Origin of the sequence: Aquiflexum gelatinilyticum (assembly GCF_024813435.1) — a bacterium.
Lineage (GTDB): Bacteria > Bacteroidota > Bacteroidia > Cytophagales > Cyclobacteriaceae > Cognataquiflexum > Cognataquiflexum gelatinilyticum.
In genome coordinates this window covers 53,632-73,896 of the sequence record NZ_JANAEZ010000005.1, presented here as the reverse complement: position 1 = coordinate 73,896, position 20,265 = coordinate 53,632, and the positions used below count along the sequence as shown (strand labels likewise).

The window sequence follows — 20,265 nt, the reverse complement described above, 5'->3', positions numbered from 1 at the left end:
ATGAAGAATTCATAATGATGAATTACCGGTCCGTCATGCTGAACCGGAGCTTGCGGAGGTGAAGCATCTCTTTACTTTTTGAGACTCTTCTCCGCCGCGGTGGATCAGAGTGACGGATCCGTCAAATTTTTCATTGGTATGAGAGCCGGGAAGCAAGAGGAAAATTAATTCTGAATTCATAATTCTGAATGACTGGAGCCTTCACCCTGAGTCTCCGCCATGGTCAGTGTCTTCACTGAACATTTCTATATTTAACGGAAGGGCAAGTTGAAAATGGGAAAAAGTTGATTTACTAAAACTGATATTTTCTTTTGCGAAAAATGCAAATAATTATAGATTTTTTTCCTTGAGTTGACTTTTATAATGCAGAACTTTAGTATGATTTAATGTTTTAATTTTCAATCAATTCATCCTCATGAAATCCTATATTTTTTTGCTCATCATTGTTTTACTAACACTTTCATCCTGTGATGTAGAAGAGGTTCCTGTATCGGTCAATGACAGGTATGTCGGAATTGTAAATAAGTTGTTTGTTTCTTACCAAATAGCCACTTTCGATCCTGGACCCTTGGAGGGCAATCCGGAGGATAATTTGGTAAATTATGAAGGAGAGTTTGGAGGAATTCCGATCAAAGCCGGTAAAACGGATAACAACGAATTGATTTTTGTTGTCCCCAATCTTCCCGCAGGGAGTCATCAACTTAAACTAAAAATAGGTAATGAATACAGGATCTGGGATGTCACGGTTGTAGAACTACAGCAAGAGATTGATAATTTTGATGAGTTTTGGTCGGATTACGCTGAAGGCAAAACTGAAATCTATGACAGTATTCAAAATTATCCTCACTTAAATAATTTCACAAAAGAAGCAGAAAAATGGTCCAACTATTTTGAATCCAAATTTTCTCTCTTGTCTCAATCTGAAAAAAATGAATTGATCCTAATCACCCATCTCAATGGTTTCAGTAACCTCATACCCTACTATTTTGAAACTCCAACACAGCATGGAAACTGTCTTAAAGCCAATTTTGATGTTTTCTCTTGGAATTCCGTGCACGAAGGCGAAATCTTGAGGTCGTTAAAATCAAAGATGGTTTACCTTCCATCCTCCAGGTTTAATGATGCATTGGTGGCTTTTGTATTTGATCTGATCTGGAGGCACCGCGCTGTGATAGAAATTTCAGCTCCGAAGTTATTGGCCTGTCCTATTCTGAGAGATGTGCAACTGAGGACAAAATGGGGGCTGGTAGGCAATGATCCTATTAACCTCAATTCTGGTGACCCCTTGGAATTTGAAGCAAAGGGCATCTATACTCCCTTGGCAGATTCAGATAAAAATCCTTGGCAGGATTCAAATAATATAAGTTTTATGGTATGGTATTTAGAAACATCCATCTCACAGGTCAAAGAAGAAGATTTAATTGTCTCTTCTCTGATTCAGAAGAGGAAGCTGGATCTGCCTTTTTTACATCAAATCTTTTCTTTTCAATATGTTCCGGAACCGGATACCAAACCATTGACTGATTTTAGTTTCGAAGTAGATGGAATTTCAAATCCATACATTATCCTTTCCCAAAAAAGCCAACAAAGAGATCAGGTGTATTTGACTTTTGAGAGAAAAAACCCGGAACAACAGGACTTCCAGTTTACACTTAATTTTGTCCAGTCCGGCTATGCAGTTTCCAGATTAATAAAGGGAACGATGGCAAAAACTTCTGAATCAATCCTGGACCTGAGTTTTGACAGCGGCACCGCTAACTTGCAGATCCTTTCCGGAGAGCCCCCCTATCAAATTGAGTGGAGCAATGGTGTCACAAACCAAACCCAGGTGAAGTTTAACGCCGGGAACTATTCAGTAAAAGTTACAGATGGAAATGGTTCAGAAGTGGAAATAGACTTTTCCATTCCGGAATTTGGAACAGTCCAAGACCGGGAGGGAAATGAGTATCAGACCGTCAAAATCGGGAATCAATGGTGGATGGCAGAAAATCTCCGTAATACGATTAGAAAAGACGGGAGACCTGTCCAAGAAAGAGAATATTGGCCACCACCAAATCCTTACAATCCCGAAGATTTTGATTATGCCTCCTTTTCCTACTATAATAATGATCCTAAAAATGACAAGGAGTATGGCAAATTGTATAGTTTCACTTCCTATGGTGGCTGCTTGTGTCCCGATGGCTGGGGGATTCCCACATTTGAGGATTTTACAGAAATGGCCAATGTACTAGGAGGACTTGGTGTGGCAGGGAAAAAATTAAAGAGCCGAAGTACATGGAAAGAATCAATATTCAATTCTACCAATGAATCGGGATTTAATGCCAAACCGGGAGGGATGAAAATCAACAACAATATTTATGAAAGCGAGAATATTTTTGTGGGATGGTGGGTATCCGGGCCAGGAGCGCCCGAACGTATTGCATCTTTAGATGTGGGAAATTTGGAATTAAAACTCACCTATCAAGTAACCTTCTTTTTTGAAGGTCATTATATCCGATGCATCAAAAAACAGGAAGGCGAGCCTTCTTGTTGAATCTTGAATCCGAGGTACAGCATGTCCCGTTTTTCGAGAGGATGAAGGATCTCCATTATAAAAGAAGCGAGAAACGAGAGCCGAGAAGCGAGAGCCGAGAGAATTCATAATGATGAATTAATGGAAGCGTCATTGTAAGTGTCCAACAATTAGCAAACGTTCAGAATGGGTAATGACGGTTGGTGTCGCGTCATGCTGAACCGGAGCATGCGGAGGTGAAGCATCTCTTTACTTTTTGAGACTCTTCTCCGCCGCGGCGGATCAGAGTGACGTCTCCGATAAATCGTCATTGGTATGAGAGCCGGGAAGCGAGAGGAAAATTAATGATGAATTCATAATGATGAATTATTAGGGCCGTCATGCTGAACCGTAGTTTGGGGAGGTGAAGCATCTATTAATTTAAATGTAGAGACCCTTCTCCGCCGCGGCGGATCAGAGTGACGGACAGGTCAGATGTAACTCAAGGGTAACCCAGACACGGAGTATCCTTAGCTCAGACACGGAGTATCCCTAGCTATGACACGGAGTATCGGTAAGGGAAGGGTTACGGAAGGTATACCGAAGTATAGGGGAATGGTAACTTTGCTGTAGATGGGGAGAGCTTTTGGGTGGGCTTGAATGATTTTTAAATACCTCTACCGGTACCATCTTATGGCTGGATAAAATGGCAGGTCCCATAAGCCAAAAAAATCATCCGAAAGGGCAAGCTGAAAATGGGGGAATTTAGGCTCAATTCAAACTGGAAATTTTAAAGACCTCTATTTTATCCAGAATTAAAGTCTAACTTTAAAGGAATGAACAAGTTGAAAACCATCTTTTTGATTTTATGTATTGTAGTGACAATGCCAAAGATCCAGGCACAGCATCACATCAAATTCCCCGATTATACTAAATCTTTCCTGTTGGAGTCAAAAGTTGATACAACAGCCAATGTAAACTTTGCCGACTTTGATGGTGACGGTCATCTTGATATTCTTTTGGTAAAAGGAAGGCATTGGCCCATCATTGACAAGGTTCTTCTTGGAAACGGGCGGGGTGAAATAAAAAGCGTTTATGATCTTAGTGATATAGCAGACCGGTCATATACCGGTGGTGTGGCTGATTTCAATGGGGATGGGTTTCAGGATATTGCTGTAAGCAATGATTCCCCAAACCGAAAACTGGTTTACTTCAACGATGGGAAAGGCAATTTTACAATAGGATCTGAATTTGGTCTTCCCAAATGGCCAACACGGAATTTATCCATCGCCGATATCAACAAAGATGGATTGCCCGATATTATTTTGGCAAACAGAGGTAGGTCTTCCACCTCAAATTATATCTGCCTAAACAAAGGAAAAGGACAGTTTGATGCAGATTGTATCTCATTTGCACCTTATCCTTCCACCACAATAACTCCTTTTGATCTGAATAATGATGGATATATTGATTTGATCGTCCCTCATCGAAACGGTGGTCAGAGTTATGTATACCTTGGAAGTTCGGATATGGCTTATTCAGACAACCAACGCATTCCATTTGGAACATCGGATGCAACAATCCGTGTAGCTGCTGCTGAAGATTTTGATGGTGATGGTATACTAGATATCGTAGCCATAGACGAAAACAAAGGAGTAACGCTCTATCTTGGTCAAAGAGGTCAGACTTTTTCGGCAGGAGTTTCTATAGCAGATTCAAAAGTCATTCCCTACGCATTAGCGGTTTCGGATATGAATAATGATGGAAAAATTGATATCATCGTGGGACATGTAGAAGCGCCATCTACCCTATTTTTTAATGACGGGACAGCTCAAAATTTTACATCCATTCCCTTTGGTGATTCAATGGGTACAGTATATGGATTGGCAGTCGGTGATTTTAACGAAGACGGAATTCTGGACATCACGGCTGCACGGTCAGAGGCTCCGAGTGTATTATATTTTGGTAACATCCTATCAAAATAACTTAAATAAAGCTATAGCCAATTGGGAATTTAGGCCCGATCCAAACTGGAATTTTTATAAATCCTTATTTTTTACTTTGAATTTTTTCAATCCAAAATTTAGGTGACCGGATTGGATTTATAGGTTTTTAGTTATATGTTTAGGGTATTGAAAAATGGCAAAAAATTGTTGTAATCAGCCTAAAATGGGTAGATTTTAAAGGTGATCTATTTCTGTGTGCTGTAGAAATATCCGAAAAAATTAAATCTCAAAATAAGATCAAAAAATAAAACAACCAAAGGCTAATCAATCCTTTGAGCAAGGTAATTATACTTGTGTAAAGTGTATATGTAAGTTGGTTTCAAGCTTTAGGAACAATAAAAATGAAATCTAGAAATAAAATGGACAGAAAATATAAATGTTATTTATCAGCTTCTTACGACGCAGACCTTTCTTTAATCAAATCTGTATTGGCAGAAAACAATATTGAAACTTTCGACCTCTATGACTTTTCTATTGGTAGCTCTATCCAGGAAATTCTAAAAAGAAAATTAAGACAAGCAGACTTTGCAGTTTTTGTTGTTTCAAAAGACAGTAAAAGTGTCTTGTATGAAATTGGAGTTTGTGAAGGAATTGGAAAACCTTCGTTAATTATTATTGACCGAGAAGCAAGTTTGCCTTTCTACATTGAGAACAAGTTGTCATTAACTGCAAATCTTAATGATAAAGCATTTCTTAAAATGACACTTCTCGGGTTTATTGATGAAATAAAGGCAAAAAGAAAGCCTATAAAAAAAAATGAAAAGTCAGCCGATAAATCAAGCGAAACCTATAGTAGCGACACAAAGGGAGTTTTAAATTCTTTACTCGAACAAACAAAGAGTATAAGGGAAGTCGGTCACGGCAAGGAATTAGAATATGTAATTGAAGAAATATTTAAGACCATAAACTTAAAATATGCCGACAACAGCAAAGGACCTGACATAGGAATTGATTTTGCTTTGTGGAGTAACAAACTTGGTAGAATAATTGGAAATCCTATAATTGTAGAAGCAAAGTTTGGTGAACTTAGTGATGACATTTTTAAAAAAGCCGAATATCAAATTAAAAAATTTGCAGAATCTTCTGATGCAAAAGCTGCACTGCTCCTTTACCTTGACAAAACAGGCAAAAGATATAAGGTTCAATCTTCTTTAGATCCTTTAATTATTGCTTATGATACAGAAGACTTTATAAAAGATTTGCTGGCAAGCACTTTTGAAAATGTCATCCTAACTAGTAGAAATAAAATAGCTCATGGACACTAGTTATGGCAAGGTATTCAAATCTACATATTAGAAAGCTTTTGCATGATTCAGACAATGCACAAACAGCTGACGAAAAAGGTGACATATTAGAACAGCTAACCGTTTATCTATTCGACAAAGTTCCTGGTGTTCGTTTTCATAAAAAAAATGTTCTTGATGGAGTTAGAGCTCATGAATTAGATGTTGTTTTTAAAAATGACAAGAGAGTATCCGACTTGTATTTTCTCGATTTTGTAATAATAACTGAATGTAAGAACACATCTAATAGACTTGGAAGTGCAGGCGTTAGGTGGTTTATCGATAAACTTAGAGATTGCGGAGTTTCAACAGGCATTTTGATTTCATTAAGTGGAATTACAGGAGTTGTTGACGGAGTAAGCAATGCTCATAGCGAAGTAATTAATGCAGTATTAAGAGACAGGGTTTCAATTCTTTTGCTTTCAAGAGAAGAAATTGCAGCACTGACAATTACCGATGAATTGGTAAATTTATTACAAGACAAAATATTAGCATTAACAATTGAAAGGACAATATTATAAAATAAACAGGCAGTCTCATTTACAAGTTAGGGCAGGCTTAAAAACGAAACAATAATATGACAACAGGCGCTAGATTTTTACGGGCAGACCTTCACATTCATTCCTTTGGTGAATTTGGTTCTTATGATGTTGTAGACCACACAATGACCCCTGAAGCAATTGTTGATAAGGCAATTGAAAAAGGATTAAGCATTATTAGTATCACAGACCATAACGAAATACAAAATGTTGATACAGCCCTTAGATATTCCTTGGGGAAAGAAATACTTGTAATTCCAGGGATAGAAGTCAGTACAACACAAGGTCATTTATTATTATACTTTGAGACTTTCAAGAATCTGCGTGATTTCTTTGGTAAATTAAATGTAAGTCCAGACAAAAAAACTTGTCAAGAAGGAATTGTTCAGTGTTTGAATTTAGCTGAACAATTCAATGGAATTGGAATTTTAGCACATATTGAACTTGATTCAGGTTTTGAAAAAACAATTGCACGTTATGGGCCTCAAATGGAAGATGTGCTTAAGCATAAAAATCTATTCGGATTAGAAATTAGCACAAAACAAAGTATTGACAATTATACTGACAAAGACCAAAGTGACGACAGAAAAAGATTAATAAACCTTAGAAGGAGCATTTTCGGATTAGATGTTAGCTATAACTTACCAAAATTAATGTCTTCTGATTCACACACTCTTAACAAGCTTGGAGTAAATGCAGATGGCGAAAGAAAACTAACAAGAATCAAGGTTGACGAGTTAAACTTTCATTCATTCAAAATTGCACTTCTAAGCCACGAATCAAGGATTAGACTAGAAGATTTTGTTCCCGAACAAAGACCAATTATTAAATCCATAGAATTGGAAGGAGGACTTTTAGACAAAGTAAGTATTGATTTAAGCACAAATTTAACTTGTATAATTGGAAGCAGGGGTGCAGGGAAATCAACATTATTGGAAACTTTAAGAGTGGCCTCAGGAAATTCATCTATTTCAAAAGTTGTAAATTCTGATGTTTGGCCTCAGAACATTTCTTTAAAATATGAAGATGAAGCTGGACAGCTGATAGAATTCAAGAGGGAGAAATATAGTACAACACAAAACATATCCGACCCAATAAATGGAATTACAAAAGTTGACATTGAAAGCTATGGACAAGGGGAAACAGCTAGTACTATTCAACATAGTGATGAAAATCCAAGTATTCTTGTAAACTTTCTTGATACATTTCTTGAATTAGGAGCATTAAAGTATGAGGAGAAGGAGGTCACAGAAAAATTGCTTGAAAATCAAAGCAACTCAAGAAAGTTAAGACTTGAACTTTTAAGTTTAGATGAAACAAAAAAAGCTTTAATAAATGAACAGAAAAAACTTGATAACCTTGAAAAAGAGAAAGCGGGTGAACTAGTTAAGTTTCAAAACGCATTAATTAAAGAACGGCAAATTAGGGCAACGCTGATTGAAGACCTAAAAAATCTAATCACTAAGTATAGAGAAATATTAAGCGACAATTCAACATTTGTAAATTTTGCTACACTTTCAGAAGAAGAAATAATTGTTGGAAAAGATTATTTCAACAGAGTTAAGGAAATTGTTTCAGAGTTCTCAGTAATTGTCAAAGAGAAATCCTCCGAGCTAAACGTAGAATTAACCAAAAAGGTAGAAGATTTAAAAGAGCAATTAAAAGAATGGGCAAACAAAGAAAAAGATATCCAAACAAAGATTGATAATAAGAAGAAAGAGTTTGAGGCACAGGGAATCCCCTTTGATTTGGGTAAAATAAATCAAATTTCAAAAGATATTATTGACCTAACTGCAAGGGTTAAGAAACTTGAATTAAGTCAGAACGAATTACAGGGGCTAGAAACAGATCGTAAACAATTAGTTAAAAAGCGCAAAAGCCTAAAAAACAAAATCTATTATTTGCGATTTGCATTTTCTGAATCTGTTAACCAAAATTTGAAGAACACTTTGGACGGCTTATATATTGATGTGAAATACGAAGAGGGTAAATACTCAGATAATTTTGAACAATCACTGAAGTCGCTTATGGATTGGAGAACTTCTCAAGTTCCGAAAGCCAATTTTATTTCAAGACAATTAACCCCTTTAGAATTGGTTGATGCCTGCAAAAAAAATGACGAAGTAAAACTAAGAACCTTGATAGGTGAAAATGGGACCCAATTGTTAAGTTCAACTGAAATAACAACATTAATTCAGCGGATGAACAAAGACCATAACTATGAAGACTTTGAATCATTGGAGTATGATGACCGACCAAGTATAAAAATCACCAAAGTATTCAAGGACGAAGTTGGAGCAACTGTAAGAAATACAAAATCAATTTCACAACTATCTCTTGGACAACAACAATCTGTTTTATTGGGCATATTAATGTTATCTAAAAGTAAGAAACCGCTGATTATTGACCAACCTGAAGACAATCTTGATAGCGAATTTATTTTTAAAACAATTGTTATGAATTTAAGAAAAATTAAAGAATCTAGACAGGTTATAATTGTGACGCATAACCCGAACATAGCTGTACTTGGAGATGCAGAATTAATAATACCTTTAAAAAGTACAAGTGTTAAATCTCATATTTTAAGTGCAGGCTCAATTGACAGAAAGGCAACCCGTGAAATTTGTTGTGAAATACTAGAAGGTGGACAAAGCGCTTTCAAGCAAAGGCAAATAATCTATGGAATATAGAAAGCAAGTACTCCCACCAAGTGTATTATCGCGATTGATTTTGGACCGGGATGGATTCCCCTCCTTGGTGTAGTATAACGATTGATGGTGGGACTGGGTGGGATTTTAAATTCCACCCCCCTAGGTGTAGTATAACGATTGATAGTGGGACTGGGTGGGATTTGTAATTCCACCCTTTTATCTTTCCATCCCCGATAGCAATCGGGATACAATTGGAATTGTTTCTTATTGTTCCAACATCTTACCTACAACTTTCCAATTCAATTTCCGGCTTTGATTTCAAACCCATTTATAAGGTTTATAGAAATATGATGATACTCTGAAACCAGATTTAACAAAAATTTTTAATTTTAAAGGAACTGGAAAAGGGAGCCCATAAAGAACAGCAGGGACATTTTTCAAAATGATATAAAAGGCAATAAGTAGGGAGAACTAACTGACAATAATAGGTAAGCAGAATGTGCAGGACTTATAATACGATTGGCTCATTGACGACTTTAAAATCACATTTGGACGAAAGCAACATTCATGATTTCAAGTCATTAAAAGAAGTATTAGATTTCCAAACTTCATACACTGCTTTACGGCAACAATTAATTTCTTATTACGAAAATCTGATTGAGCAAGAGAAAAACACACTTGATTTGGAATTGCAACAATTGAGCACAGAAATTGAAATGCAAAGACATCTATCAGAACAAATTTTCAAAGACGAAATTGATAATCTAAAGCAAAAACTCAATATTTTAAAAAGCCAATCACCAGAAAATTTTTTTCAAAGACTAATCAAAGATTTTGGACCTTGGTACTATAAGCGGAAAATCAAACATAAAGAACAAAGTCTTGACAGTGGCATATATAAATCAATTAGCAACCTTCTTGATAATTACAAAAACAAAAACAGTCGCTATCAATTTTTAACTTCAAATGTTGACGAAGCTATTCGGCAGAGTTATCAATATCCTTTATCTGAACTTGAAAGAAAAAAAACGAGAATAGACGAACTGAACAGCTTCATTTATGGTGCATTAGGAGAACAAAAAGTAGTTAAAGCGTTAGAAACTCTTTCGGACGAATATTTTCTGATTAACGACTTTACGGTTTCATTTTCACCCGCAATCTATAACAGACAAGAAAATGATTACATAAATTCAGTTCAAATTGACCATATCCTAGTCGCACCCTCAGGAATATTTCTAATTGAGACTAAGAATTGGAGTGAAAAATCGTTGGAAAATCTGAATTTACGTTCACCTGTTCAACAGATTAAGAGAGCTAGCTTTGTTCTATTTAAGTTGCTTAACAATGAAATGAGCAATTATCATTTACGTTTAGACAGACATCATTGGGGTGACAAAAAAATATCTATCAGAAACCTGATTGTATTAACCAATACAAAACCTAAAGAAGAGTTTCAGTATGTGAAAGTTCTGACAATAAACGAACTTTTAGGTTATATAAACTTTTTTAAACCAATATTTTCAAATTCAGAGACACAGAGAATTGCTGATTTCATTTTGCGAATTAATGAACAAAGAACTATTGCAACAAAATAACGAACCGAAATCCCCCCATTTAAGTGTAGTTTAGCGCCTGATTCTGCGACTGGGTGTAATTTGCAATTACACTCTTTTATCTTTCCAATTTGCAATTGGAATCATTGACCATCCCTTTGGATTCGATTGAGATAATGAATTACAAATTCATGCTGATAAGAAGGCGTAATTTCAAATTACGCCTAGCGCCTATCGATAATTCTCCCCCACCAAGATGCAGTTTAGCGTCTGATGCTACGACCGGGTGGAATCTGCCTACCCTACATCAGGCCCAAGGCTAAAATGATCCAAAGGTATCATTTCCTAACGCCTTGTCCTACCCAAACTACGCAAAGCCTGGGACGTAAGCGGTCATTGCAAAGACAGCCTAGGAATTGTAAGTTTCAATTTGCTGACATTTGTTTCTCACCCCAACTTCGCAAGTGACTGATAAGTGGAATTAATTCTTTTCCTGTATCGGTAAGTGAATATTCAACTTTCGGTGGAACTTCTAAATAAACTTTTCTGACAATCAGTTCATCGGCTTCCAATTCTTTTAGCGTTTGGGTTAGCATTTTGGGAGTGATACCTATTACGGCCCGGTTTAATTCTCCGTATCGCAAGACACCGGCTCTCAATACCCATAAAATTCGCCCTTTGTATTTTCCACCTATTCGCTGAAAGGCATAATCAACAGCACAATGAACCTTTTTATTTTTCATTTATTTAATATTTTTAAATCATTGATAATCAACATTACTACCAAATAAGTATGTAGGATACTTTATAGTATGTACTTGCCATGAAGGTAGTTAATCTTTTTATTCGTAAAACATTACCTACAAAAAATCAGAAAAAATGAGTGCAACATTAAAAAAAGTGCTTCAATTCCCAATCATTAAAATCATTATCGGAATTGTGGTCTGTTTTGCACTTTTTGTAAGTATTCAAAACTTTGTATTAAAACCATTTTTTTATAGCCTCATTCAAGATAAAAATATTGCTAACCCAATTATTCATTGTGTTTCTATCTTGGTCTTATTGGGCAGCTATTTCTTTTTGTTCCGATTATATGATAAAAGAAAAATAACAGAACTATCATTAAAACATTTACCCAAAGAGATGTTTGTTGGTTTTCTATTGGGGTTTTTGACAATTTCATTATCCATTTTCATTTTATACTTATTAGGGTATTATCAGGTTATCAGTATTACGACAACAAACTACCCGGTAAAATTATTCACGACATTATTGGTAGCTGCTTTAATTGAAGACCTGTTACATAGGGGACTCATCGTAAGGGAGATGGAAAATTGGTTAGGAACCAACGCAGCCATTGTCATTGGAATGGTGGTAGAACTTCAACACATATTTAATCCCCATTCCAACCTATTTAGTTTTTTTTATTATTTGATTTGGGGGTTTTCTATGGCAATGATGTTTATCTACACCAAGAGAATATGGCTACCCTATTTCTTTCATATAGGCTGGAATTTTGCACAACCTTTTTATGGCTCCAATCTCACAGGGCTAGATAGTATGGGCAATATCATTCAATCTGAATTTAATGGACCTGAATTCTTAACAGGTGGTGCTGTAGGTATTGAAGATTCGATTTTTACAGCATTGTTTTTACTGTTTATTGGCATAGCGCTTTATTACCTTGCCAAAAAAGAGGGCAAAATTGTAAAAAGCAAACTGTTTAAAAGATGAATCTGAAAGATGCCTATATAGGGGATCATTTCCAAACGCCTTGTCCTACCCTCTTATCCTTCCATCCACGATAGCAATCGGAATGCAATTGGATGGCCCCTACTACACCTCCCTGACTTTTTTAGGCAAACATAATACTGCAAATCGTCAAATTCGACAAGGCCCTGATCTGCAGAAGCCCAAAAGAATCTGTATTTTTAACTATTGGAATCTCACGCTCCCAATAACCAAATACATGTTCTGAGCGAAATCGAAGTAAGCAATATCCTCCTCCTCTTTAAATAACAAACCCAATTGACCATGAACCCGAAATACAAGAAAATCCTGACTTTTGAACTTGCCATACTGTTCCTATTCTTACTTTCCTATATGGCTTATGGGCAGCAGGCCAATGTCAACCTGGATTACAATCCACAGAAAGACACCGAGGGACTGATTCCTTTCAGTGCACCGCTCAACTCACCGGAGGTCCATGAGGACAGGACGGTTACTTTCAGGTTGAAAGCCCCAAAAGCACAGGAGGTCAAGTTAGCCGGCGTTGCGTTGCTTACCGGTTTGGGAAAGGGGAATGAACAGATTCCATTTACCAAAGGAGAAGACGGGATCTGGACTTTGACGGTTGGTCCCTTGAGACCCAATATGTATGCCTATCACCTGAATATAGACGGGGTGCAGGTGGCTGATCCAAACAATACCTATGCGGCCTTTACAGCCATGCCTCCGTACAGTCAGTTGGTCGTGCATGGAGATGGGCCTGCTTACTACGATGCCAAAGATGTGCCCCACGGCAATGTCACGCGACATGTCTATCACTCGACAGTGACCCAAGGTGAGCGTGAGATTTATGTGTACACACCACCGGGATATGATCCGAACAAGAAATATCCGGTTTTGTATCTCTTGGGCGGCAGTGGTGAGTTGCCTTCCAACTGGATCTATGACGGCAGGGTGAATTTTATTATGGACAATCTTTTGGCCGAGGAAAAAGCCAAACCCATGATCATTGCCATTCCAAACAATCAGGTTATTCACCGGAATCATCCCAATCATACCGAGTTGACTTTTGAGATCTTCGAAAAGGAAATGAGGGCACATGTCATTCCTTTGGTGGATAAAAGTTACAGTACGATCCGGACTCCCCATGGCAGGGCGATATCAGGATTGTCCATGGGAGGCCGGCACAGCATGTTTGTTGGTTTGGGTTCATTGGACCTGTTTGCCAATTTCGGCATTCTGAGTGCCGGAGATAATGATGCGGAAAAAACCCTAAGCGATTTCCTCAATGATCCTGATGCCAATGCCAAAGTGGATTATTTGTTTGTTGGACAGGGTACTGAAGAGGCGAAGGGATTTTTTGGAACCAGGGTAAAAGGGTTGACCGATGCGCTAGATAACCATAAGATCAAATATGAATACTATGTCGGTGGATATGGCGGCCATGATTGGTCTACCTGGAGGCATTTACTTCATGAGAGGTTTCTGCCAAATCTTTGGAGGAAATAGGTTTTCACCGGAACAGCTACACCAAAGGAATTACTCTTTTTCCATATCGGGTAAAGGAGGTTTTTGAGACAAAAGACCTTCTTTGCTTTTTTATCAATTCAAATCTAAATATGAAAAGACCATTAGTACTCCCCTCCGCAGAAAAAGAAGACAAGTACTTCCAGGATTTGATCCGGTGTTTTAATGAAACATTTGGGGTAAAAAGCCATTAACCCTTTATGGGAATGAAGTAGAAATTTAAAAGACTCAAAGAACTCCAGTTCCATATTTTTTTTAATGAATTGATTTACAGTCTATTTGAGATTTTTAACTATCTTAAAAAAGTTATGGGGATTCCTTTCACTTCCCGGCATTTACATGCCGGTTCTGTCCTCCCAATAACCCACTTACTATGGAATTCATTTATATTTTCACTTCATAATTTGGCAAAATGAAAAAGAAAGAACTTGCAGATTTTACAACTGAGGAACTAAAATCAAAGATAAATAAGCTGAAAGCTGTACTAATAATTATGTGCAGTTTGGTGGTTTTGTATTTGGTTTATTTCATTTATAAACTCGCCACAGGAACTTGGGAGGCCAATAACAGCCTTGGGACTGTGATGTTGGGTATGATGGTAGTTGTGATTTCGACTACCTCTATCCAATACAGTAGTATTGCTAAAATATTGCAAAATCGGAATAAATTGAATAATTGAGTCAAAGCAAAGATGAAAGATGATGTAAACCCCGCTTGGTGTAGTTTAGCGATTGATTTTGGCCTGGGTGGATTCCGTAAAGCTTCGGAAGTAATTCCACCACTCTCGCTATCCCTTCCTAGGTTTAGCAAAGCATCTGATGCTGCGACTGGGTGGGATTTGCCTATCCTACACCTGGCCCAAGGCTAATTCCGAGCTATCGGAACCATAAGGATCATTTCCAAACGCCTTGCCCTACCCCTTTATCCTTCCATTCACAATTGCAATGGGATGAAATTCGATTATTCATCCAAATGCTCTAAAAAGGAAATTTACCCCCTCCCAAATCCAAGGAAATGGGTTTATATTTAACCGGAGGTTTTTAGATACAATGACCTCAGTTTCTTTTTTACCAATCGAAATTCAAATTATGAAAAGACCATTAGTACTCCCCTCCACAGAAAAAGAAGACAAGGATTTCCAGGAATTGATCCGGTTTTTTAATGAAACATTGGGTTTTTGCCCCAACAGTGTGAAAACGATGTATCATCGGCCTTCCATTGCTTACGCTTTCATTGCACTCAACAAGGCAGTAATGGAAAATAAAGGCAGGGTGACAAGTTCACTGAAAAGACTGATCGGATACATCAGCAGCAATGTGGCAGGATGCAGGTATTGTCAGGCCCATACCATCAGGGCTGCGGAGCGGTATGGTGCCGATGAAGAAAAACTGGCAAACATCTGGGAGTTCAGGACATATCCTGCGTTTTCGGAAGCAGAACGGGCGGCATTGGAATTTGCATTTGCCAGTTCTGTGATACCAAATGCTGTGGATGATGCTGTTGCCGAAAAACTCAGGTTGTACTGGGACGAAGGAGAAATTGTGGAAATTCTCGGCGTGATAGCGCTCTTTGGGTATTTAAACCGATGGAATGATTCTATGGGTACCGAACTTGAAAAGGAAGCTATTGAATCGGGTGATAAGCATTTGAAGCAGGATGGCTGGACTGTAGGGAAGCATCAATATTGAAAAAGTATCCGCAATGTTGCACGTAATGTTTGAGGTTCAATTTAATTCCCTCTACCTTATATCACCATAAATCTTAAAACTAGCAAAAAAATGACTGTAAGAAACCAATTCACAACAAAAGGATTTATACTGTCTGGATTGATGAATATTTTTGGAGTTTTAATATTTTCAAGGTTTTTTACCAATTCGGTTATTCCAGATTATGATTCACAAGCCATGTCAAATTTTGGACTGTTGATGATTGTGGTGTGGGGATTTGCTTTTATATCAGTATCCAAAAATTTTGATAAAGTGCCTTGGTTAATAGGTGTTTTTGTCATTGAAAAATTGGTTTATGCTTCACATTGGACAAACTGGATGATCAACAACAAGGTCTCAGAAGTTTTTGAGAAAGATAAAATGGCAGGAATATTTTATTCGATTTATGGGATCAACGACTGGGTATTTTTCTTCTTTTTCTTGGTTGTATTTTTAAAGCTGATTCAAACTAACAAATGATTTTTTTTAATATAAATTAATGATCAAAAAACACTTATTAATTTTACAATTTGCAAAGGATTGAAATAACTTCAATCTCGGCTTTTAATACAACATCATCACACTCAATCACCAATAATCCAATAACCCTTTATACGAATGAAGAAAATATTGAAAATAGTGCTTTGGACCTTGGTTATACTTTTGGTGGTAACGGGGAGCTTGGCATATTATGTAAGCAGACAGATGGGCAGTTTGGATTCCTTGGAAGACCGCAAGGCAAGGTTCTCCGGGTTGCCTTATTATGATGCAGATGCCGATGCGTTTATCAGTCCGGAGACATTGCCCTATTATCCGGAACAGACCACCGGAGGCGATTCAGGTCCTGCACGGTTTTTTAAAAGATCCCCAAATGCGCCTGAGTTTACGCTTCCTAAAAAGACGGTTACCAAATCTGATTTTTCAGAAACCCCTTCGGATTTTGCTGCCTATTGGTTGGGGCACTCCACCTTTATCCTTGAGCTTGACGGGAAGCGGATCTTGTTCGATCCGGTTTTTGAAAATGGCGGTCCCCTACCCTTTATTTTGAGAAGGTTTGATGACTCTCCCATCAAAAGGGAGGAACTGCCTGAGCTTGATATCGTGGTCCTTACCCATGATCATTACGATCATTTGGAGGCGGCAACGATCAGATACCTAGCATCTATAAACACTGAATTTATTGTTCCGCTGGGTGTAGGCAGCAGATTGGAAAGCTGGGGAATTCAGAAAAACAACATCAGCGAATTGGGTTGGCATGAGGCCAAGACTGTTGGTTCCCTGCAAATCACTGCACTTCCGGGAATCCACTACACGAGCAGGAGCTTTAATGATAGGAACAAAACCCTTTGGGCTTCTTTTGCCATTAAGGGTACGGAGAAAAACCTGTTTGTCAGTGGCGATACCGGCTACGGCACGCATCTGAAAGACATAGGAGCAAAATACGGTCCTTTCGACATGGCCTTTGTGGAAATAGATGGCTGGAACAAAGGATGGCCTTTGACCCACCTTTTCCCGGATCAGGCCGTTCAGTTATGTCAGGATATCAACACCCAAGTCATGTTTCCCATACATTGGGGCGTCTTTGATCTGGCCATGCACCCTTGGGATGAATCCATCAAAATGGTAGCTGAAATGGCGGCAGCTAAAAACCTCGAACTGGTGACACCCCTTATGGGAGAAAAAGTCATACCCGGCCTTAGCCCAACCAATCGTTGGTGGGAAAATTCAAATGTAGACAGGTAATTGGTCGGTGAGCGATCATGTTACGGATCTAATTGGGTTCTACTGATTGCTTTACCGAAAAAGTGGCGCATAACTTTTGGTCTGAAATGGTTGGTGACCGAGTTAACAGGACAAGACGGCGTAAACATGAACACGCCCTAGGCATGTGCCGGCCTCCCGAAGCTTCGGGATCATTCCTCCCCACCATTAACAAATGTGGTTCAGTTTTAGTCCGAAAATTCGGAATTAGTTTGGCAAGTGTCATAAGACGGATTCACCTACTTCTTTTTTTCCCTGAAAATTAAAAATTGAATTGAAAATTTTCATGTAGCCCCTATCCTTTTCATCCAAACTGCGTATTTCTCATTTGTGATTTCTTTAATTAAACTTAAAACCTTTTAAAAATTTATTCTTTATGAAAAAATCCATTTTGTTTTCTCTACTGTTTACTGCCCTTTTGTTTGGTGCCCAAGCCCAGGACAATGCACCAAGACCCTTTAATGAATGGAGAATCGTCACCGTAGTGGAATCCATCGTCCCCATGGGAATCGGTAGATCAAGGATGGTGGAAAACATGACTGAAGTAAATACCGATCAGTTTAGAACGACCAGAACTGACGGAAAAACTTCCTCCCAAAGAGAAGTAAGCCGCAGCGAACTCAAAGTGAGCAATTTTGACGAAGCCAAGCTGCTCAACTTTTTCAGCGGGGTTGGGATCAATTTCCAGAACATTGCCTCCAATGATGCCATGATTGGGGCAAGAATCATGGAATTGGAATCAGAGGGCTATTCCTTGGCCTACGTAACTAGTGGCGTGGAAAGCCATGCCGGAACAGAGGATGGTACGGGGCTATTTATAACAAGGATGTTTTTTAAAAGGACAACTTTGCAGTAATTCTCAAAAATCAATCCGGCTGACCGACTATAGGTCAGCCGTTTTGCTTTTATGGGACTGAGGCTAAAAACGGTCATTTACCCTTTTTAATTGGTAATTCTTTTTTGATGCCCGATTTTTTTGATTGTGAAAACAGCCTGATAATAAAAAATCAAACCGTCAGGTTTAATGCATTCATGTTCAATAAAAATATTTTGTTTAAAAATATATATTTATTGTTTATCAATAAATAATTATTATGTTTGTGACATCAATTTAAACATTTAACAAAATGTCAAAAACAAACAACTTCATATTCGTAGTCCTCCATATTGTGGCTTGGCTGATTTTCGTAGGCCTTTGTATAGAAGCCGGCGCATTGATTGTCAATTTTGTTTACAGTCTCTTCAAACCTGAAATTGTCGCCTACCTGTATGAGAAACTGGACTTAAGTGACATGTATGCCCGCAGCAAATGGGCCTATTTTGGCATGTACAGTTTCATCTTGGTCATTTCGGTTATGAAGGCTGTCATGTTCTATATCGTGATCAGATTGCTTATCAAGCTTGATCTCTCAAAGCCATTCAGCAGTTTTGTTTCCGAACAGATTTCACTGATCAGCTATTTTACTTTTTCTATAGGAATACTGAGTTTTATAGCACGGCAAACTGCCAAAAACCTCCTGCATCGGGGTTATGAAATCGACCAACTCGATAAGTTTTGGGTAGACAGTCAGGCTTTTATATTGATGGCAGCGGTCATCTACGTCATTGCGACGATCTTCAAAAAGGGAATAGAATTACAAAACGAACAGGACTTAACCGTATAAACCATGCCGATCATAGTGAATTTGGATGTCATGATGGCAAAGCGGAAAATGTCGCTCAATGAACTGTCAGAAAAAGTGGAATTGACCCTTTCCAATCTCTCGATCTTAAAAACCGGGAAAGCGAAAGCCATACGTTTTAGTACTTTGGAAGCAATCTGCCAGGCTTTGGACTGCCAACCGGGAGATATCCTGGAATTTGTCGAAGACAAATAAATTGTGACGACAGCAAATCAAAAGAAAATTTGTCATCGTGTCGATGAATACTAAATTGAGATGAAAAGAATCATTAAGAATATCATCATTCAACTGACAGGCAAGCCAAGGATTTTGTTTTTGGTGGATAGCGTAGGGGCATTGCTCACCACGCTATCCTTGTTTGTGGTCTTAAGAACTTTCCATGAATCAATTGGAATGCCGGTTTCGGTTTTGACTTACCTTTCGATCTTATCTGTCTTTTTTTGTCTCTATTCTGTAGCTTGCTTTCTCTTCTTAAAGCGGCATAGGGTTCCGTTTATTTGGATAATTGGGATTGCCAATTTGCTCTATTGTGTCTTGACAATTACCCTTGTTCTGGTCTATTATCCGCAACTTACGGCATTAGGAGTAGCTTACTTTTTGGGGGAAATAATGATAGTGGGTATTCTTGTGTTTATCGAGCTCGAAGTTGCCAAGGCAATTAAAAAATAAGAACAAGTGAAAATCTCTAACTGCTAGACTGTCAGTTCCACTAACTCGTTTCAGATTTTTATAAGCAATCTAATTGGCATTGGCTTGGAAAATAGAACAGGAATAGCCCCGAAGCGGGCGCAATAACAATAGACATGGGCAAGGTGCTTTCGGAATCTTTATTTTTTCTCAAATTCTCATGCACCGCTGCCCATGGGTAAGAATGCGGTGATTTTGGAATTTCGGTCATGGATCTTTTAAGTAGTATAATTTACAATACCGAAATGGTTGGGAAATTTTATCTTTTTATTTATTCAATCCAGATTTTTAAATGATTTGCGTTTATTTCTTGTGTCACTTTTTGTCATGATACAAAAAGTAACCAAAAAAATCTAGCGCAATAATCCTCCCCCACACATACCCCCGCCGGCCCGGAATTGCGCTTCCTACCCACGGTTGTTTCATAGGAGGATTATTTTTAAGTATTGGATTCTAAAACCGGAAATAGCCCCGAAGCGGGCGAAGTAACAGTAGTTATGGGCAAGGCGCTTCTCTGAACTTCAAACTTTACTCAAATTTTCATGAACCATAGCCCATGGGTAAGAATGCGGTGATTTTGGAATTTCGGTCATGGATCTTTTAAGTAGTATAATTTACAATACCGAAATGGTTGGGAAATTTTATCTTTTT

The 20,265-nt window shown here is 38.0% G+C and carries 18 protein-coding genes; 16 read left to right on the top strand and 2 right to left on the bottom strand.

The annotated features are described in order from the left end of the window. Window positions 1-33 precede the first annotated feature (33 nt). The gene (locus tag NK987_RS12460; protein WP_259264105.1) at window positions 34-180 is read right to left on the bottom strand and encodes a hypothetical protein; all 147 of its coding nucleotides are present in this window, start codon (window positions 178-180) and stop codon (window positions 34-36) included. A 235-nt stretch (window positions 181-415) separates the two neighbouring features. Here NK987_RS12460 and NK987_RS12455 point away from each other — a divergent pair, with 235 nt between their 5' ends. The 6 genes from NK987_RS12455 (at window position 416) to NK987_RS12430 (ending at window position 10,565) form a co-directional block, all read left to right on the top strand. Then, window positions 416-2,533, top strand: coding sequence for a fibrobacter succinogenes major paralogous domain-containing protein (locus NK987_RS12455; protein ID WP_259264104.1), 2,118 nt, complete (start codon window positions 416-418; stop codon window positions 2,531-2,533). A 794-nt stretch (window positions 2,534-3,327) separates the two neighbouring features. Further along, a complete protein-coding gene (locus NK987_RS12450; RefSeq protein WP_259264103.1) occupies window positions 3,328-4,476 on the top strand; it encodes an FG-GAP repeat domain-containing protein in 1,149 nt (382 codons plus the stop codon). 362 nt (window positions 4,477-4,838) lie between these two features. Further along, on the top strand, window positions 4,839-5,762 hold the full coding sequence (locus NK987_RS12445; protein WP_259264102.1) for a toll/interleukin-1 receptor domain-containing protein: 924 nt from the start codon (window positions 4,839-4,841) through the stop codon (window positions 5,760-5,762). Window positions 5,763-5,764: 2 nt separating this feature from the next. Then, complete coding sequence (locus NK987_RS12440; RefSeq protein ID WP_259264101.1) at window positions 5,765-6,301, top strand: hypothetical protein; 537 nt, start codon at window positions 5,765-5,767, stop codon at window positions 6,299-6,301. Window positions 6,302-6,357: 56 nt separating this feature from the next. Further along, window positions 6,358-9,009 carry a TrlF family AAA-like ATPase gene (locus NK987_RS12435; RefSeq protein WP_259264100.1) on the top strand — a complete coding sequence of 884 codons (2,652 nt, stop codon included), beginning with the start codon at window positions 6,358-6,360 and terminating at the stop codon, window positions 9,007-9,009. A 509-nt stretch (window positions 9,010-9,518) separates the two neighbouring features. Continuing rightward, window positions 9,519-10,565, top strand: a complete 1,047-nt coding sequence (locus tag NK987_RS12430; protein WP_259264099.1) for a nuclease-related domain-containing protein — start codon at window positions 9,519-9,521, stop codon at window positions 10,563-10,565. Between the two features lie 383 nt (window positions 10,566-10,948). On the opposite strand, the gene NK987_RS12425 is transcribed toward NK987_RS12430, so the two are convergent. Then, complete coding sequence (locus tag NK987_RS12425) at window positions 10,949-11,266, bottom strand: winged helix-turn-helix transcriptional regulator (protein ID WP_259264098.1); 318 nt, start codon at window positions 11,264-11,266, stop codon at window positions 10,949-10,951. Window positions 11,267-11,402: 136 nt separating this feature from the next. Here NK987_RS12425 and NK987_RS12420 point away from each other — a divergent pair, with 136 nt between their 5' ends. The 10 genes from NK987_RS12420 (at window position 11,403) to NK987_RS12375 (ending at window position 19,596) form a co-directional block, all read left to right on the top strand. After that, window positions 11,403-12,257 (top strand): CPBP family intramembrane glutamic endopeptidase, encoded by an 855-nt coding sequence (locus tag NK987_RS12420; protein ID WP_259264097.1) that lies wholly within the window; start codon window positions 11,403-11,405, stop codon window positions 12,255-12,257. 300 nt (window positions 12,258-12,557) lie between these two features. Then, window positions 12,558-13,760, top strand: a complete 1,203-nt coding sequence (locus NK987_RS12415; RefSeq protein ID WP_259264096.1) for an esterase — start codon at window positions 12,558-12,560, stop codon at window positions 13,758-13,760. Window positions 13,761-14,190: 430 nt separating this feature from the next. After that, a complete protein-coding gene (locus tag NK987_RS12410) occupies window positions 14,191-14,457 on the top strand; it encodes a hypothetical protein (protein ID WP_259264095.1) in 267 nt (88 codons plus the stop codon). Between the two features lie 409 nt (window positions 14,458-14,866). Then, window positions 14,867-15,466 (top strand): carboxymuconolactone decarboxylase family protein, encoded by a 600-nt coding sequence (locus NK987_RS12405; RefSeq protein ID WP_259264094.1) that lies wholly within the window; start codon window positions 14,867-14,869, stop codon window positions 15,464-15,466. A 90-nt stretch (window positions 15,467-15,556) separates the two neighbouring features. Further along, the gene (locus tag NK987_RS12400; RefSeq protein ID WP_259264093.1) at window positions 15,557-15,964 is read left to right on the top strand and encodes a hypothetical protein; all 408 of its coding nucleotides are present in this window, start codon (window positions 15,557-15,559) and stop codon (window positions 15,962-15,964) included. Between the two features lie 138 nt (window positions 15,965-16,102). Next, complete coding sequence (locus NK987_RS12395) at window positions 16,103-17,227, top strand: MBL fold metallo-hydrolase (RefSeq protein WP_259264092.1); 1,125 nt, start codon at window positions 16,103-16,105, stop codon at window positions 17,225-17,227. A gap of 394 nt (window positions 17,228-17,621) precedes the next feature. Next, a complete protein-coding gene (locus NK987_RS12390) occupies window positions 17,622-18,101 on the top strand; it encodes a hypothetical protein (RefSeq protein ID WP_259264091.1) in 480 nt (159 codons plus the stop codon). A gap of 271 nt (window positions 18,102-18,372) precedes the next feature. Further along, window positions 18,373-18,909: a DUF2975 domain-containing protein gene (locus NK987_RS12385; RefSeq protein ID WP_259264090.1), complete on the top strand. Its 537-nt coding sequence runs from the start codon at window positions 18,373-18,375 to the stop codon at window positions 18,907-18,909. 3 nt (window positions 18,910-18,912) lie between these two features. Continuing rightward, the gene (locus NK987_RS12380) at window positions 18,913-19,122 is read left to right on the top strand and encodes a helix-turn-helix domain-containing protein (RefSeq protein WP_259264089.1); all 210 of its coding nucleotides are present in this window, start codon (window positions 18,913-18,915) and stop codon (window positions 19,120-19,122) included. A 60-nt stretch (window positions 19,123-19,182) separates the two neighbouring features. Next, on the top strand, window positions 19,183-19,596 hold the full coding sequence (locus NK987_RS12375) for a hypothetical protein (RefSeq protein ID WP_259264088.1): 414 nt from the start codon (window positions 19,183-19,185) through the stop codon (window positions 19,594-19,596). Window positions 19,597-20,265: the final 669 nt, after the last annotated feature.

What these genes read in the sequence shown, in the direction of transcription:
- NK987_RS12445 (WP_259264102.1), top strand. Translation starts at nt 4,839, where the DNA reads ATGAAATCTAGAAATAAAATGGACAGAAAATATAAATGTTATTTATCA.
- NK987_RS12405 (WP_259264094.1), top strand. Translation starts at nt 14,867, where the DNA reads ATGAAAAGACCATTAGTACTCCCCTCCACAGAAAAAGAAGACAAGGAT.
- NK987_RS12455 (WP_259264104.1), top strand. Translation starts at nt 416, where the DNA reads ATGAAATCCTATATTTTTTTGCTCATCATTGTTTTACTAACACTTTCA.
- NK987_RS12410 (WP_259264095.1), top strand. Translation starts at nt 14,191, where the DNA reads ATGAAAAAGAAAGAACTTGCAGATTTTACAACTGAGGAACTAAAATCA.
- NK987_RS12420 (WP_259264097.1), top strand. Translation starts at nt 11,403, where the DNA reads ATGAGTGCAACATTAAAAAAAGTGCTTCAATTCCCAATCATTAAAATC.
- NK987_RS12385 (WP_259264090.1), top strand. Translation starts at nt 18,373, where the DNA reads ATGTCAAAAACAAACAACTTCATATTCGTAGTCCTCCATATTGTGGCT.
- NK987_RS12375 (WP_259264088.1), top strand. Translation starts at nt 19,183, where the DNA reads ATGAAAAGAATCATTAAGAATATCATCATTCAACTGACAGGCAAGCCA.
- NK987_RS12460 (WP_259264105.1), bottom strand. Translation starts at nt 180, where the DNA reads ATGAATTCAGAATTAATTTTCCTCTTGCTTCCCGGCTCTCATACCAAT.
- NK987_RS12380 (WP_259264089.1), top strand. Translation starts at nt 18,913, where the DNA reads ATGCCGATCATAGTGAATTTGGATGTCATGATGGCAAAGCGGAAAATG.
- NK987_RS12400 (WP_259264093.1), top strand. Translation starts at nt 15,557, where the DNA reads ATGACTGTAAGAAACCAATTCACAACAAAAGGATTTATACTGTCTGGA.
- NK987_RS12450 (WP_259264103.1), top strand. Translation starts at nt 3,328, where the DNA reads ATGAACAAGTTGAAAACCATCTTTTTGATTTTATGTATTGTAGTGACA.
- NK987_RS12425 (WP_259264098.1), bottom strand. Translation starts at nt 11,266, where the DNA reads ATGAAAAATAAAAAGGTTCATTGTGCTGTTGATTATGCCTTTCAGCGA.
- NK987_RS12395 (WP_259264092.1), top strand. Translation starts at nt 16,103, where the DNA reads ATGAAGAAAATATTGAAAATAGTGCTTTGGACCTTGGTTATACTTTTG.
- NK987_RS12415 (WP_259264096.1), top strand. Translation starts at nt 12,558, where the DNA reads ATGAACCCGAAATACAAGAAAATCCTGACTTTTGAACTTGCCATACTG.
- NK987_RS12390 (WP_259264091.1), top strand. Translation starts at nt 17,622, where the DNA reads ATGAAAAAATCCATTTTGTTTTCTCTACTGTTTACTGCCCTTTTGTTT.
- NK987_RS12435 (WP_259264100.1), top strand. Translation starts at nt 6,358, where the DNA reads ATGACAACAGGCGCTAGATTTTTACGGGCAGACCTTCACATTCATTCC.
- NK987_RS12440 (WP_259264101.1), top strand. Translation starts at nt 5,765, where the DNA reads ATGGCAAGGTATTCAAATCTACATATTAGAAAGCTTTTGCATGATTCA.